This window comes from Dictyobacter formicarum (genome assembly GCF_016587435.1).
In genome coordinates, this window is the sequence record NZ_BNJJ01000004.1 from 273,772 (window position 1) to 287,584 (window position 13,813).

The 13,813-nt window shown below is 54.3% G+C and carries 15 protein-coding genes and 1 pseudogene; 5 read left to right on the forward strand and 11 right to left on the reverse strand.

What is annotated here, in order from left to right:
* The first annotated feature begins 528 nt into the window (after positions 1-528).
* Positions 529-1,173 (forward strand): class I SAM-dependent methyltransferase, encoded by a 645-nt coding sequence (locus JMI88_RS08680; RefSeq protein ID WP_201361416.1) that lies wholly within the window; start codon positions 529-531, stop codon positions 1,171-1,173.
* 51 nt (positions 1,174-1,224) lie between these two features.
* On the opposite strand, the gene JMI88_RS08685 is transcribed toward JMI88_RS08680, so the two are convergent.
* The 5 genes from JMI88_RS08685 to JMI88_RS08705 form a co-directional block, all read right to left on the reverse strand.
* Positions 1,225-1,698: a hypothetical protein gene (locus JMI88_RS08685; RefSeq protein ID WP_201361417.1), complete on the reverse strand. Its 474-nt coding sequence runs from the start codon at positions 1,696-1,698 to the stop codon at positions 1,225-1,227.
* A gap of 138 nt (positions 1,699-1,836) precedes the next feature.
* A complete protein-coding gene (locus tag JMI88_RS08690; RefSeq protein ID WP_201361418.1) occupies positions 1,837-2,403 on the reverse strand; it encodes a hypothetical protein in 567 nt (188 codons plus the stop codon).
* Positions 2,404-2,660: 257 nt separating this feature from the next.
* Positions 2,661-3,137, reverse strand: coding sequence for a YybH family protein (locus JMI88_RS08695; RefSeq protein WP_201361419.1), 477 nt, complete (start codon positions 3,135-3,137; stop codon positions 2,661-2,663).
* A gap of 209 nt (positions 3,138-3,346) precedes the next feature.
* Positions 3,347-3,742, reverse strand: a complete 396-nt coding sequence (locus JMI88_RS08700) for a plastocyanin/azurin family copper-binding protein (RefSeq protein WP_236022867.1) — start codon at positions 3,740-3,742, stop codon at positions 3,347-3,349.
* An 11-nt stretch (positions 3,743-3,753) separates the two neighbouring features.
* The gene (locus tag JMI88_RS08705) at positions 3,754-4,152 is read right to left on the reverse strand and encodes a hypothetical protein (protein WP_201361420.1); all 399 of its coding nucleotides are present in this window, start codon (positions 4,150-4,152) and stop codon (positions 3,754-3,756) included.
* Positions 4,153-4,531: 379 nt separating this feature from the next.
* On the opposite strand from JMI88_RS08705, the gene JMI88_RS08710 reads away from it, so the two are divergent.
* Together JMI88_RS08710 and JMI88_RS08715 are read left to right on the forward strand one after the other, a co-directional pair.
* The gene (locus JMI88_RS08710) at positions 4,532-5,218 is read left to right on the forward strand and encodes a response regulator transcription factor (RefSeq protein ID WP_201361421.1); all 687 of its coding nucleotides are present in this window, start codon (positions 4,532-4,534) and stop codon (positions 5,216-5,218) included.
* Positions 5,215-6,759: a sensor histidine kinase gene (locus JMI88_RS08715; RefSeq protein WP_201361422.1), complete on the forward strand. Its 1,545-nt coding sequence runs from the start codon at positions 5,215-5,217 to the stop codon at positions 6,757-6,759. Before JMI88_RS08710 ends, JMI88_RS08715 begins: the two co-directional genes overlap by 4 nt.
* 250 nt (positions 6,760-7,009) lie before the next feature.
* Here JMI88_RS08715 and JMI88_RS08720 read toward each other — a convergent pair whose 3' ends face one another.
* Entirely contained in the window at positions 7,010-7,429 is a 420-nt protein-coding gene (locus tag JMI88_RS08720; RefSeq protein ID WP_201361423.1) for a winged helix-turn-helix transcriptional regulator, read from the reverse strand.
* 128 nt (positions 7,430-7,557) lie between these two features.
* Between JMI88_RS08720 and JMI88_RS08725 the strand changes: the two genes are divergently transcribed.
* On the forward strand, positions 7,558-8,478 hold the full coding sequence (locus JMI88_RS08725) for an NADP-dependent oxidoreductase (protein ID WP_201361424.1): 921 nt from the start codon (positions 7,558-7,560) through the stop codon (positions 8,476-8,478).
* Positions 8,479-8,656: 178 nt separating this feature from the next.
* Here JMI88_RS08725 and JMI88_RS08730 read toward each other — a convergent pair whose 3' ends face one another.
* From JMI88_RS08730 to JMI88_RS08740, 3 genes and pseudogenes are all read right to left on the reverse strand, one after another.
* Positions 8,657-9,430 carry an enoyl-CoA hydratase gene (locus JMI88_RS08730; RefSeq protein ID WP_201361425.1) on the reverse strand — a complete coding sequence of 258 codons (774 nt, stop codon included), beginning with the start codon at positions 9,428-9,430 and terminating at the stop codon, positions 8,657-8,659.
* A gap of 35 nt (positions 9,431-9,465) precedes the next feature.
* Positions 9,466-11,042: pseudogene (locus tag JMI88_RS08735) on the reverse strand (acyl--CoA ligase family protein).
* A gap of 45 nt (positions 11,043-11,087) precedes the next feature.
* Complete coding sequence (locus JMI88_RS08740) at positions 11,088-12,668, reverse strand: acyl--CoA ligase family protein (protein ID WP_201361426.1); 1,581 nt, start codon at positions 12,666-12,668, stop codon at positions 11,088-11,090.
* Positions 12,669-12,759: 91 nt separating this feature from the next.
* Here JMI88_RS08740 and JMI88_RS08745 point away from each other — a divergent pair, with 91 nt between their 5' ends.
* The gene (locus JMI88_RS08745) at positions 12,760-13,002 is read left to right on the forward strand and encodes a LysR family transcriptional regulator (protein ID WP_201361427.1); all 243 of its coding nucleotides are present in this window, start codon (positions 12,760-12,762) and stop codon (positions 13,000-13,002) included.
* Positions 13,003-13,011: 9 nt separating this feature from the next.
* Here JMI88_RS08745 and JMI88_RS08750 read toward each other — a convergent pair whose 3' ends face one another.
* Together JMI88_RS08750 and JMI88_RS08755 are read right to left on the reverse strand one after the other, a co-directional pair.
* On the reverse strand, positions 13,012-13,209 hold the full coding sequence (locus tag JMI88_RS08750) for a hypothetical protein (protein WP_201361428.1): 198 nt from the start codon (positions 13,207-13,209) through the stop codon (positions 13,012-13,014).
* A gap of 60 nt (positions 13,210-13,269) precedes the next feature.
* On the reverse strand, positions 13,270-13,749 hold the full coding sequence (locus tag JMI88_RS08755; RefSeq protein ID WP_201361429.1) for a hypothetical protein: 480 nt from the start codon (positions 13,747-13,749) through the stop codon (positions 13,270-13,272).
* Between the last annotated feature and the right edge of the window lie 64 nt (positions 13,750-13,813).

Below are 13,813 nucleotides of genomic sequence, written 5' to 3' on the forward strand. Positions count from 1 at the left end.
ATAGTTGATAGTATCTTGTGCCTGCCTTCCCGTTCAGGTACTCTCATATTCATGAGGAAGTTGAGCGCCCTTACAGGTATAGGTTTTTCAGGGGCTACGCCCCTGAGGCCCCTTGATGCCGCCCTGCGGGCGGCACGAGGAGAGGAGGAGTTGGGGGCACAGCCCCCAACCCCCCAGTCAAGGGGCTGACCGCCCCTTGCATCCCCGCTTGCCTGGCGCGAATCCAAAAAACCTATACCTGTAAGAGTTGAGCGCCCCCACACGGGCGTCCACATACGTGGCCGCCCCTTTTTATGATTGGGTGGTGCCACACCGTCGCCCTGCGACGGTGTGGCACCACCCAATCATAACCTGTTGAGCGCCGTAGGCGCGTAGTGTCATAGGTGCTGACGAGGATGTCGGGGACATGACGAGCATGCCAGGGGCATGATCTCCTCCTCCTCCTTGCCTCAGCTTGAAGGCGTGAACCATATGGCTTTCAGGCACTTTCTAGGCTTAAATATAAAGAAAGAAAAGGATTTATGATTTATGGGCATGCTACATTCTTTGTTGGAGCGCGTACCGGGAGTGAGTCAGCAGTATCGCCGTCCGCAGGGGGTGCGGGGATGGATTGCCGGCGACTTGATGGCCGAGCAGCACCGGCCAGAAAATGTATGGACCATTTCATTGCTCGATGTTCAGCCCGGTGAGCGGATTCTGGAGGTTGGGTTTGGGCCGGGCGTGGCGCTGCAGCGGCTGCTGGCTCAAAGGAAGGCCGCGCATGTCACCGGAATCGATGTGTCGCCGACCATGGTGCAAAGCGCTCGCAGGCGCAATCTACGGGCGATCAACGCCGGTCTGCTCGACCTTATCTGCGCGGACGTCTCGCAGCTCCCCTGCGCGTCAGAGAGCTTTGATAAGGTGTACAGCATCCATGTTCTCTACTTCTGGCCCGATCCCCAGCCCATCCTGAAAGAGCTCTATCGCGTGCTCAAGCCCGGCGGCCGCCTCTACCTGACCTTCTTGCCGCAAGAGAAGTGGCCTGGCGACGCCATTGATAGCCCCGCCTGCCGCATCTATACCGGCGAGCAGCTAGCTGCCTCATTGCTCACGGCGGGCTTTCAACACACTTCGATCGAGAGTGGTCCCCTTGACAAGAACTTCCGCGAGATCGCCATCGTCGCCACCCGGTAGATAAATGGGAGCGTTTGCGATAAGATAGTGAAATCCTTTGTTCGTAAATAATCAGGCCGGTTGCATGATGTGGTGGGCGGTAGCCCTGTGGGTAGCTTTTTTGTGCATGAGAATGCGAGATCCGCAAAAGATGTTGCGGCGCGTGAAGGGGGCCGGGGTCTCGCGTTCATAACGCTCACGGACAGCTGGATTATGCAGGGCGGTCGGCACAAAAAACCAGGGATCACTCAGTAGGGTTGCGTACATAGGAGCATGCACCCATGTGGGACAATCCAGTACATATTGCTGGCAAAGATATTCTATCGAGGCAACACAGAAGAGGGCCCATCGCCAGTGCTCTGGCTGTGGATGTTCCTCGACAACAATGGGATCAGCAATCAGGGCCTGACGTGCTTCCGCATGATAGTCAAAGAAGTCATTGAGAAAAGTACCCACAGCATAGCGAGGATCATCTCCTTGAGTGATCCCCTGATAGATGTTTTTAATCGTATGCAGTTCATCGGTAAAAGTGAGTACCATATTCATCCCGGCATATTACCTGTGCTTAAGATGCTTTCCTTTGTAGTATACCATTACTACCTTGCTGAGCACGATAGATACATCAGAAAACATATCTTTCAATCGTGTGAGCGGAGTCCGCCGTGATTGAAAGGCAAGGACATATCATCCAAACAGATCCATAAGGGTCTCGTCGACCAGGTTCTCTTCTTGCCAGGAGGTGGGCACATAGCGGTCAAGGATGGCCTGTGCTTCTTCAGCTGTAGTAACGTTGAGGGCCTGGCATAAGTGGAGCGTATCATCCAGATCCTGGAGGGGTCGGAAGGCAGTCAGTTTGAGGGCCAGCATACAGGCGAGCTCGGGGAGCAAGATCTCAAGCATCTGGAAGGTCTTCCAGCGGACCAGTTCACCTTTTTGAATGATCTCTTCTACAAAGAGCGCGCCATCATCATTGATCCAGTTGCGCGGCAGACCATGGCGGGACGCCACAGCATTGCTGGCCTGCTTAAAAATCTTTCGCCGTTTGCTCTCTTGCTGAGGATTAGTACTACTGGCCAGCGGAACGATATCCACATCATGGGTCGAGAGGCGATTGCCGATCTGCATCAGCATATAGACGCCACCAAACACAATAATCTGGATCGGTGAATCAATGCCACGGGCCGCCAGTTCAGTTCCTAACTCTTCCAACAAAGCCATGACCTCGTCACGTTGCAGCCTGACCTCTGGCATTTTAGCGCTTCCCTCCTCATATTAATTATGATGATTGTACCACATGCCGGGAGAGCTCTTGCTTGCTAGTTCTATAGAAGTTATAATCGCTCTTCTAGATAGAGAAAGGCGCTTTTATATGGAAGAAAAAGATATCAGCTTCATCGCCTCAAGAAATTCTCTGCCAACACGGCTGTCTGCTGGAATTCCTGGCGCCAGCGGTGCAGCATGGAGCGAGAGATGCCGAACCTGTGCTAGTCCCACTTTGACGGCACGAGCTACCTCTTCTCGGTTGGCTCCTTCGCAGGCGCCCCCGCTGCGTGGGGCGCCGAGCCCGCCAGCGGAGTGGTGTCGAGGTATCTGACCTCGTAGACGCGCTCTGCGAACTTCCAGCCGTCCGGGGTGCGCCGGTAGCGGTCGTGGTACACGGAGTAGTTCAGCTGCGAGCGGCCGTCGCGCAGGCGCCCGAGCTCTGAGATATATGCACGGCCGACCGCGGTGTCGCCCTCCAGCTGGATCGTGCCGGGGTGCGTGGTTTGCACGAAGTAGTCCCAGAGACCCTGTAGCCGCTCGACTCTAGCGCGGATCTCCTCCCGGCTGACGGCCTCGGCGTTGATGTGGGGTATTCGCACCACTCCGTCCTCTGTGAACAGCGCCGCGAGGCGGTCGTAGTTGCGCATCATCCCTGCGTCGGTGAACTCGCCGCGCAGCGCCTCGATCTCGAAGCGATCAGCAATGGCCTGAAAGTCGCTCATCGGTTTTCTCCCTCGTCTGTGTGTTTCAAGTGCCATGACACCTCGGTGTCACGCGCACAAAATCCTGGTCATTCTCTATCGCGTCTTGAAGGACAAGAAGTCCTACACTCTAAATCACAGAATTAAATGGGTCTGCCCTACGGAAACAGCCAAACGTATTGCCCGCGATGCGACTCATCATCGATGGCCGCATCGCGGATGATCGGTGATCAATGTACGATGACGGTGAGGTTCATGCCGCTATGGACGGTGCAATAGAGCTTGAATGAGCCCGCGCTGTTAAAGGGACCTATTGTGCCGGAGCTATTGCCTCCGATGATTACGTTATCCACTTTGGGCGCTCCGGCTTCCTGGGCTGGTTGACCGGCTCCATTTTGCCAGGCGCCGTTGGCGATGGTATGGCCGACCAGGGTATCTGATACCAGCGTGATGCTCTCGCCTTTTTTTATGGTGATTGAAGATTGTACAAAGCTGGTGTTGTCCATATGTACCTGGTTGGGACCTGTGCTGCTGGCGGATCCAGTCAAGCTACAGGCGGCCAGCAATAGTGTCAGTAGCGCTGCACAAACCGTTGTGATACCTACTCTTTTTAGCCTGATCATCATCTATCCACTCCTTAGCGCGCTATCTGAGACTCGACCGCAGTGCCGGAGGCGGCCCGTTTGCGTGCCAGCGCGCGCGTGCCGAGGTTGCCAGCCAGAGCTATGGCACCCAGGCCAACCAGCATGTGTGCCGTTTGAATCAGCCAGTGGAGATTTCCCGGGAGGATGTTAAACTGCGTCAAGCCAAAGATTGGTACAATAGGGGCATACACTATGCCGACAATCCCCCAGATTCTAAGTTCCCTGGTGGTGACGGCCAGGATGCCGCTCACAAGTAGCGTCAACGTTACAAGCAGTCCGAATAACATATGAATAGCATATAGGTTAAGGCCCATGGTCCATATCAATAGCCCCAGCGCGAGCGCTCCTAAACCAACGATGCCTAGAATAATCTGTAAAATGCGTGTTGCCATTTTTTCTTCCTCTTTTTGTTTCTGAATAAATGTCTTTAGAGACTGTGAGAGCATTTGAAAACCTGCTCTTCGTGCCTTCGGCCCCTGACAGTACGCGCCTGCGGCGCTCAAAAGACGGGTGCGGATGCCCCCGCCCGTGTGGGGGCGCTCAACTTCCCAATACATGGGGGAAGCTGGTGCTTTCGAACCTGTACCCTCAGTGTAGGGATTTCAAATGACGAAAGCATGAAAAAGTCTGCTCTTTTTTGTCATCGATTTGTCATCTTGTTATGCGATAATCGTTGTGATAATTGTTGTAATGTGATAGCCTCGAATATAAAGTTGGTTGAGAATGCTGAATAGTGTTGCATAAGTACTTACTATGAGTAGGGGTGGCTCTATGCGTATCCTGGTTGTTGAAGATAATCATCGTTTGAATAGCTCTTTGCAAATGAATCTTACCCATGAAGGATATAGTGTCGATACAGCTTATGATGGACAAGAAGGACAGGATCTGGCGGAATTAACACCGTATGATCTGATTATTCTGGATATTCTGTTGCCTGAGAAAAATGGTCTGGAAGTATGTCGCGAGCTGCGCCGGAGGCGTATTCATACCCCGATCTTGTTGTTGACCGCCCGCGATAGCGTCAACGATCGCGTACAGGGTCTGGATTATGGCGCGGACGATTACCTGGTCAAGCCATTTGCGATGCGTGAACTGCTGGCCCGTTTGCGCGCCCTGCTCCGTCGTAACCATCCCTATACCGGCGGGCGCCTGGAATTCGGTGATTTGATTGTCGATCCGGTTACTCATATAGTGGAGCGCGACCGGCGGCCAATCGATCTGACACCAAAAGAGTTCGCGTTGCTGGAGTATTTTATGTATCATCCTGATCAGGTAGTGACGCGTGAAATGATTGAGCAGCATATCTGGAACTATGATTTTGAATGCAGCTCCAATGTGATTGATGTCTATGTACGCCGTTTGCGCCGTAAGATCGATGATCCGTTTAAGGTCAAATTGCTGACGACCATTCGCGGGATTGGGTATCGATTGGCCCAGCCACAGCAGGAGCGTGTATGAGTATGAGGCGACGAGGTTTGTGGTACTCGCTGCTGGCCTTCTGGTCTAGCGTACGGGTGCGTCTGACGTTGAGCTACCTGGCGGTGATGGCCGTGATCATGGTGTTATTTGGTGGTAGTCTCTATGCTACCCAGATTGTGTTCAATCCCGCGACGGCTGAAAGCAGCCTGGAAATGCAGATCTATCAGGAGGCGCAACAGCTAAGTACGAGCTACCGACAGGCTCTGTCGCGGCACCAGGCGCCTGACACACTCTCTGAAAAGCTGGCGCCCGGTGAAATTGTGCTGCTGCTGAACTCGAAGAACGTTATTCTAGACCAACGCGGAACGTTGCCAGCCACCAGTATTCAGCAATTGCAGGATCGGGCACAGCACGGTCAATCGGTCAGCGATTTGACCGTCCCACAGGCTCAGGCTCAGGATCAGCACACTGGTTGGTGGCATAATTGGTGGCATAATACGAATAATAGCTACCGCGTCCTGATTACCCCTGTGCTGGATCAGAATAAGCGTATTGCGACGCTGGTGGTTGGTTTGCCCATGAGGACGGTGATGCCGATCCTGTTTATCTGGCTGTTCCATGGCACCCTGGGCTTGCTGGCGGCCGCCATTGGTGGCTATTGGCTGGCCGGGAAGGCACTACGTCCCGTTAAAATGATTACACGTACGGCGAACGAGATCAATGCGACCGATCTGCGGCGCCGCCTGAATTTGAAGCGTAGAGACGAGTTTGGCGAGCTGGCGGCGACCTTTGATCAGATGCTTGGCCGCCTGGATGCGGCCTTTAAGCGGCAGACGCAGTTTACTGCCGATGCCAGCCATGAACTGCGCACACCGCTGACCATCATCGATCTGGAGATCAATCGCGCCCTTACGCAATCGCATACCTGCGAAGAATATAAGCAGATCTTAGAACTGGTGCAGTCTGAGAATGTGCAAATGACGGCTATCGTCAATAGCCTGCTGCTGCTGGCACGAGCAGATACCGGGCAACTTACCCTGCAGCGCCAGGACGTTGATCTGAGCGATATCGCCCTCGGGAGCGTCGAGCGCCTCCTCCCGCTTGCCAGGCAAAACGACATCACGTTAGCCACCGGTGATTTGCCGGAGCTGCTCGTGAATGGCGATCCGCAGTATCTGAGCAGGATGATGTTGAACCTGATCGAGAATGCCATTAAATATACCCGTGGCAGTGGCCAGCGCGTTCACGTGGAACTGACCGCTAAGTCCGGTAAATGGGGCATACTACGCGTACAGGACGATGGGCCGGGCATCTCCGATGAGCACCTGCCCTACCTCTTCAACCGGTTTTACCGGGTTGATAAGGCCCGTTCGCATAATCCTTCGGCCACATGGTGTCAGCAGGAGGAAGTGGGAGGCACGGGCCTGGGACTTTCTATTGTCCAATGGATCGTGCAGGCCCATGGTGGCGAGATCCGTGTCGAAAGTCAAATGGGGATGGGCTCTCTCTTCGAGGTACGTTTACCGCTATCGCATACCAGAGCTAGCGAGGAGGTACTCGCTACCTCAGCACACAATTAACACGGATAGATATGGCCCTTTATTTAGGCCCGCTGGCTCGACGGCGATAGGGTTGTCGCGATGCTCAGACGCAGATGATAGAGTTTTTTTCATCCTTTCCGGGTGGATGAAGAGCTTCAAGATAGGCACAACTTCCCACTCGAAGGGCGCTCCTTCGAGTACCTTTCTCCTCATAGAACGCAATACCTACATTCTGATGAAAAAATCAAGTGTTGTGTGTATGTAAGCTGTGTGTTGGGCCTTGCCGTAGCTATCGCTGTTGAACAAGGGAAGCAATTTCTTCCTGGAGCGACTTTTGATCGCGCTGATCATACGTTGTTTGGGCGTACGCGACTTCCTGCAGGTGCCCGTATGCCCAGACCTCTAGCGTTTTTACTGGTTCTATCAACGTCTGTCCCAATGGCGTAAGAGAATACTCTACGACTGGAGGCACGACAGGATAAACGACGCGCTGCACCAGGCCATTGCGTTCCAGCGCCCGCAGGGTCTGCGTCAGCATTTTTTTCGAGATGCCATCGATCCGTTTGAGCAATTGGCCAAAACGCATCGTGCCCCCTTCCAGGGCATAGATGACCAGAGGTGTCCACTGGTCAGCGATCAATTGTAGCACCTGCCGCGACAGGCAGTTCGCCTGAAAAATATCAGGGTGTGTTTGCTGCTTGGTTTCCATAAGGTAACTCTATCACTTTTTGGTTCCTTCTTACAAGATATATGTTCTTCGGATATAGTAGCTGCGAGTGATATTTTATCCACTCATCGAAGACGAAAATCCAAATGATGAGAAGAAGGAGTGGGAGCATGCCCAAAGCAGTCAGGTTTGATCAGTATGGCGGAATCGACATGTTGCAGGTCGTAGATGTCGAGCGACCTGAGCCGGGTCCGGGGCAAGTACTTGTTAATGTTAAGGCAGCCGGTATTAATCCAGGTGAGGCATCCATCCGTAAGGGCTTGTTTGCCGATCGGTGGCCTGCCACATTTCCCTCTGGGCAGGGCAGTGACCTGGCAGGTGTCGTTACCGCTGTCGGCGAGGGAGTGCAAGGTTTTGCCGTGGGCGATGAGGTGATCGGTTTCACGAACAAAAGGGCCAGTCAGGCAGAGTTTGTCGTTGTAGAGGCCAGCGACCTTACCCATCGTCCGCGCAACGTCTCCTGGGAGGCTGCTGGCTCGTTGTTTGTCGCCGGGACGACAGCCTACGCGGCAATTCGCGCTGTCTCGCTGAAGTGGGGAGACACCGTCGCTGTCTCAGGTGCCGCGGGCGGAGTCGGCTCAATCGTGGCTCAACTGGCAGTAAGAGAAGGTGCAAAGGTGATCGGCCTGACCAGTTCGGATCATCATCAGTGGCTGAGCGACCACGGAGTTATCCCGGTCGCCTACGGTGAGGGCGTCGAGGAGCGTATTCGTGCGGCCGCTGACGATCACCTTGACGCATTTATCGATACATTCGGTGCCGATTACGTCGAACTTGCACTCAAACTTGGTGTCCGCCCGGAACGTATCGATACGATTATCAACTTTGAGGCTGTGGCAAAGTATGGCGTCAAGGCCGAGGGAAACGCCGAGGCGGCGAACGCCGCAGTACTGGCTCATCTTGCCCGGCTTATCGACCAGGGAGAACTGGAAATCCCGATTGCCCGCGTCTATTCCCTCGCTGATGTTCGTGATGCGTATCGTGAGTTGGAGCAGCGTCATACCCATGGCAAGATTGTGCTCGTGCCCTGAGTTCTCACTTGTTTTGTTGTTGTAGGGCGGCACATTCGGTCAGAAGCTCTGAGCTTCTGACCGAGAAAGTAAACACTTGCAGATGTCAGATTTCACCTCATATCTCACAGTATCTTCGCTGCCAATCTGCGTCATGCCAACGCGCTGGTCAAGAGTGGACACATATCGTTGTTTCACGTTATTTGTGCTCAAATGCGGGCTGACGCTTTTCGAGGAAGGCGTGCATGCCTTCGCTGGCATCTGGTATCTGTGAGGCTGAAGCCATCACGCCCTGCGCATACTCGTAGGCCTGGGATTGGGGCAGGTCAATCTGGGTATAGAAGGCGTGTTTCCCGATGCTGCGGGCGTTGAAGCTATTGCAACTGGCGGCCCTGAGCAGGCGCAGCGCTTCCTCATGCAGTTGTTCGGCCGGCACCACGCGGTTTACGAGGCCCCAATCTGCCGCTGTCTGCGCATCGATCGGATCGCCGGTGAGCAACATCTCCATGGCGCGCTTGCGTCCAATATTGCGACTCAAAGCGATCATCGGCGTGGTGCAGAACCAGCCGATTTTGACGCCCGGCGTCGCAAAGCTGGCATGGTCCGCCGCCACCGCCAGGTCACAGGTGGCTACGAGCTGACAGCCAGCGGCCGTGGCCACTCCCTGCACACATGCCAGCACCGGCTGCGGAATATCCTGAATTGTGTTCATGAGTGTCGTACAGGTTTCTAGCAGCTGACTCATGAATGGCAGATCTTGATCTACCATTTCCGACAGATCGTGGCCGGAGCAGAAGACCGCTCCGTTAGCCGCCAACAAGACTCCCTTGGCCTGACTCGCACCAACCTCGCGAAAGGCGCTGATTAACTCCTGCATATGTGCCAGCGAAAGGGCATTGCGGCGCTTGACGTTATTCATCGTGATGGTGGCTATATCCTGGTCATAGCTCAGTTCGATCAATTGGTACGACATGGGAACCTCCTTTATGTATATGGGCACTGCCCTACCTAGTTAATGCGTTTGTGCAGGCCAGCCCAGGCTTTATCGCGCAAGACATATTTCTGGATCTTGCCGGTCGATGTTTTAGGCAGCGGGCCAAACTCGACGGCGACCGGACACTTGAAGTGGGCTAGCCTGTCCCGACAGAAGCTGATCAATTCAGTTTCGGTCAGCCGTTGTTCCGGCTTCAGCGTCACAAAAGCTTTGGGGCGCTCCCCCACATTCCATCTGGGATGGCGATGACCGCGCATTCCAGTATCGCTGGATGTTGCACGATGGTCTGTTCAACCTCGATAGTCGAAATATTTTCGCCGCCTGAAATAATAATGTCTTTGGCACGGTCGCGCAGTTCTATATAACTATCACTATACCAGACACCGATATCCCCTGAATGGAACCAGCCGCCCTCAAAGGCCTGGCTGGTGGCGGCCTCATTTTCATAATAGCCCTTTGCGATGGTATTTCCGCGCATCATGACCTCGCCCATAGTCTGGCCGTCGCGTGGTACCTCTTCTAGCGTCGGACCAAAGACCTGCGTCTGGCCTGCTGTTGTATGCACCTGTCCCTGGCGCGCTCGTAGCCGTGCCTGTTCATCCTCAGAAAGCGTGTCCCACTCAGGCTGCCACGCGCAGACGGTATTGGGACCATAGGTTTCGGTCAGGCCGTAGAGATGTAAAGGATGGATGTTGAACTGCTTCATCTGCGCCAGCAATGTGGGCGACGGTGGGGCACCGCCAATGGCGACGGTAGCTGGCCGGGCCAATCTATGCGCTTTGGCATGATTGACCAGGAAGATATGGACGGTGGGTGCCCCATTATAATGGGTCACGCCCTCGCGATCCAGAATATCCCAGACCTGCGCCGGATTGAGCTGGCGCAGACAGATATGGGTGGCGCCAACGGCGGTGACGGCCCAGGTAAAGCACCAGCCGTTGCAGTGGAACATCGGTAGGGTCCACAGATAGACGCTATTACTGTTCAGTTGCGTCTCAATGACGATCCCCAGCGCATTGAGATAAGCGCCGCGATAGGTATACATGACCCCCTTGGGATTGCCGGTCGTGCCCGAGGTATAGTTAATGGAGATTGTCTCTTCTTCGTCTGCCAGCCAGCTCTCAACCGGCTCAGGCGAACCAGCGGCCAGAAACTGCTCATAGGGATCATCGGCTAAACCCGTATCCTGAATATGGATGGTCTGGATGCCCGTTAGATCAACCGTTGCGACCAGGTGAGCCAGTTCATGATCCACAAACAGAAACGAGCAGCCAGCGTGATGCAGGATAAAATCAACCTCGGAACTGCTCAGCCGATTGTTGATGGCGACCAGGATGCCGCCAGCCGCCGGGACCGCGTAGTGCGCTTCGAGCAGGGCAGGGGTATTGGGGCAGAGAAATGCGACGCGCTCATGCTTCCGCAGTCCCAGCGCCCGCAGGCGTGAGGCCAGCCGATTGACACGCTCAGCGAACTCGCGATACGTGTACGTTCGCCCCTCATGGATAATCGCCGTTTTCTCTGGAAAAATCAGGGCACTGCGTTGCAGAAAACTTACGGGTGTCAACTCGGTACGATAGACTCTTTGCTTCATTGCACTTGCCTTTCACCGTTATATTGGCTATCCGCATCTTTGAAGTTAATGAATCCGTTTCTCGTGTCCGGCCCAGGCCTTGTCGCGCAGGATATACTTCTGGATTTTGCCAGTCGATGTTTTGGGCAGCGGGCCAAATTCGACGGCGACCGGGCACTTGAAGTGAGCCAGCCTCTCCCTGCAAAAGGCGATGATCTCCTGCTCCGTTGCCGTGTGCTCAGGTTTCAAAGTCACAAAAGCTTTGGGCTGCTCACCCCAGGTCTCATCAGGTATGGCCACTACCGCACACTCCAGCACTGCCGGTTGCTTCACGATGGTTTGTTCAACTTCGATCGTCGAAATATTCTCGCCACCGGAAATAATGACGTCTTTGGCGCGATCGCGCAGCTCAATATAGCTGTCTGGATGCCAGACGCCGATGTCGCCGGAATGAAACCAGCCGCCTTCAAAGGACCGGCTGGTCGCCGCTGGATTGTCAAAGTAACCTTTAGCCACATTATTGCCACGCATGAGTACTTCGCCCATCGTCTGGCCATCCCACGGCACATCTTCCATATTCGCATTCACTACGCGAGCCCACTCAGCGGTCACATAGCCTTGTCCCTGTCGTGCCAGCAAGCGAGCCTGTTCCTCCTCTGGCAGGGTGCCCCATTCTTCATGCCACTCACAAACCGTGTAAGGACCATACGTCTCGGTCAGGCCATAGACATGGATGGGACGCATATTGAGTTGTTTTAGCTGCGCCAGCAAGGTTGGTGATGGTGGCGCACCAGCGATGGTTACGGTGATCTGCCGATCGAGGCGATGGGCCTTGGGGTGATGGGCCAGGAAAATATGGACGGTGGGTGCTCCATTGTAATGGGTAATCTTCTCGCTCTCAAACAGGTCCCAGATGCGAGATGGATCGACCTTGCGCAGACAGACATGGGTGGCGCCAACGGCAGTGACGGCCCAGGTAAAGCACCAGCCGTTACAGTGAAACATCGGCAGGGTCCACAGATAGGTGCTCTGGCTGCCCAGGCCGCTTTCGATCACTTCAGCGAGGGCATTGAGGTAAGCGCCACGATAGGTATACATCACGCCCTTGGGATTGCCAGTCGTGCCCGAGGTATAGTTGATGGAAATCGTTTCTTCTTCATCTTGCAGCCAGCTCTTGACCGGCTCGGGCGAACCTGCAACCAGGAACCGCTCATAGGGATCTTCGGGAGATCCGCTGTCAGCAATGCGGATGATCTGTATTGGCTGTTCCAACTGTAAAGATGAGACCAGAGGAAAAAACTCTTCATCGACGAACAGGTAGTGGCTGCCCGAGTGCTGTAAAATGAAGCCAATCTCGGAACTGCTCAACCGATTGTTGATGGCGACCAGGATGCCACCAGCCGCCGGGACCGCGTAGTGCGCTTCGAGCAGGGCAGGGGTATTGGGACAAAGAAATGCGACGCGCTCGTGCTTCTGCAGTCCCAGCGCCCGCAGGCGCGAGGCCAGCCGGTTGACGCGCTCAGCGAACTCGCGGTATGTATACGTTCGCCCCTCATGGATGATTGCCGTCTTCTCCGGAAAAATCAGGGCACTCCGCTCCAGAAAACTCAGTGGGGTAAGTTCGGTACGATAGACTCTTTGCTCCATCTCTTTTACCTTTCTCTGGGAAGGCCTAAATCAATCAGCGCTGTGTCAATATTATACGATATACGCCATTACCTTTTTTGATCAGCAATCGATGATGAAGCTTCTCTCATATGTCGTCCTTGCGCATCGCCTTCACTTTACGCAGGCCGCGGAGGAATTGGCGATTGCACAACCCGCCCTCTCACAGCAAATTCAAGCGTTAGAGCGCGAAATCGGTGTACGTCTGTTTGAGCGGTCGAGCCGGAGTATCCGTTTAACATCGGCGGGGCAAGGGTTGCTCGTCCATGCGGAGCGTGTACTTGCTGATGTAGACACGCTGGTCATGGATAAGTGAACCTTACTTTTATGCGATGAACTCTCTGGCGAAGCGGCGAATCGTATCCAGGTGAGTCGCATCAGGGAAGATGAGCATCAGTTCCTGCAAGCCAGCCGCCTCGTAGGCGGTTAGACGCCGGCGGATCGTCTCGGAGTTACCGATAAGAGCATACGACAGGTAATCTCCAGGCGGAAGTACCTTTCTCTTCTCCTGAACTTCTCGCAACTTTAGAGCTCCGTGGGGTTAGCCGATGCGGGGAATTTCACAGAGATACCCGAACATTGTTTATGATATGGTATTCAGCGCCTTTTTTCTGGAATTGATGGCGTAGATGCCGAGCGCGACGGCTCCGATGGCGATGATGGCGACCAGCCAGCCGGGTGCCTGTAAATCGATGGCGCTCACAATGGCAAAGCCATCAAAGAGCGAGATCAGATTAAAGCCAACATGATCCATGACCGCGCCTTGATTATCCGGCGCCTGGCGCAAGAGCACTAACGCCTGAAGCGCGCGCCATATCATATACAATCCCAGTAAGCCCAGCCCCCCAAAGACGATCTGCTGTACCATCGCCAGGCTGGTCAGATGGGAGAGGATGGCGAGGATGAGAAAAATCTCAAGCAGAATCAGGAGTACCACAAGCGCCATTGCTAGTTGTCGCTGTCGGAGCAGATCTCTTTGAAACAGCAATGCGAGTCCAACTATAAAGGCGGCTGTTGCGCTGGTTGCATGGAAGATGATCATCAGTAGATGAGCATTAAGCATTGTTCTCTCCTTTACTTTAGTTCTCTGAACGGATAAATTTAACTAAACGTTGTTTACTTAAGTG

Bases quoted from the DNA above. Each gene is read 5' to 3' on its own strand.
- JMI88_RS08690 (WP_201361418.1), bottom strand. From the start codon at position 2,403: ATGCCAGAGGTCAGGCTGCAACGTGACGAGGTCATGGCTTTGTTGGAA.
- JMI88_RS08700 (WP_236022867.1), bottom strand. From the start codon at position 3,742: ATGATGATCAGGCTAAAAAGAGTAGGTATCACAACGGTTTGTGCAGCG.
- JMI88_RS08740 (WP_201361426.1), bottom strand. From the start codon at position 12,668: ATGGAGCAAAGAGTCTATCGTACCGAACTTACCCCACTGAGTTTTCTG.
- JMI88_RS08705 (WP_201361420.1), bottom strand. From the start codon at position 4,152: ATGGCAACACGCATTTTACAGATTATTCTAGGCATCGTTGGTTTAGGA.
- JMI88_RS08695 (WP_201361419.1), bottom strand. From the start codon at position 3,137: ATGAGCGACTTTCAGGCCATTGCTGATCGCTTCGAGATCGAGGCGCTG.
- JMI88_RS08710 (WP_201361421.1), top strand. From the start codon at position 4,532: ATGCGTATCCTGGTTGTTGAAGATAATCATCGTTTGAATAGCTCTTTG.
- JMI88_RS08720 (WP_201361423.1), bottom strand. From the start codon at position 7,429: ATGGAAACCAAGCAGCAAACACACCCTGATATTTTTCAGGCGAACTGC.
- JMI88_RS08685 (WP_201361417.1), bottom strand. From the start codon at position 1,698: ATGAATATGGTACTCACTTTTACCGATGAACTGCATACGATTAAAAAC.
- JMI88_RS08755 (WP_201361429.1), bottom strand. From the start codon at position 13,749: ATGCTTAATGCTCATCTACTGATGATCATCTTCCATGCAACCAGCGCA.
- JMI88_RS08715 (WP_201361422.1), top strand. From the start codon at position 5,215: ATGAGTATGAGGCGACGAGGTTTGTGGTACTCGCTGCTGGCCTTCTGG.
- JMI88_RS08680 (WP_201361416.1), top strand. From the start codon at position 529: ATGGGCATGCTACATTCTTTGTTGGAGCGCGTACCGGGAGTGAGTCAG.
- JMI88_RS08725 (WP_201361424.1), top strand. From the start codon at position 7,558: ATGCCCAAAGCAGTCAGGTTTGATCAGTATGGCGGAATCGACATGTTG.
- JMI88_RS08730 (WP_201361425.1), bottom strand. From the start codon at position 9,430: ATGTCGTACCAATTGATCGAACTGAGCTATGACCAGGATATAGCCACC.
- JMI88_RS08745 (WP_201361427.1), top strand. From the start codon at position 12,760: ATGATGAAGCTTCTCTCATATGTCGTCCTTGCGCATCGCCTTCACTTT.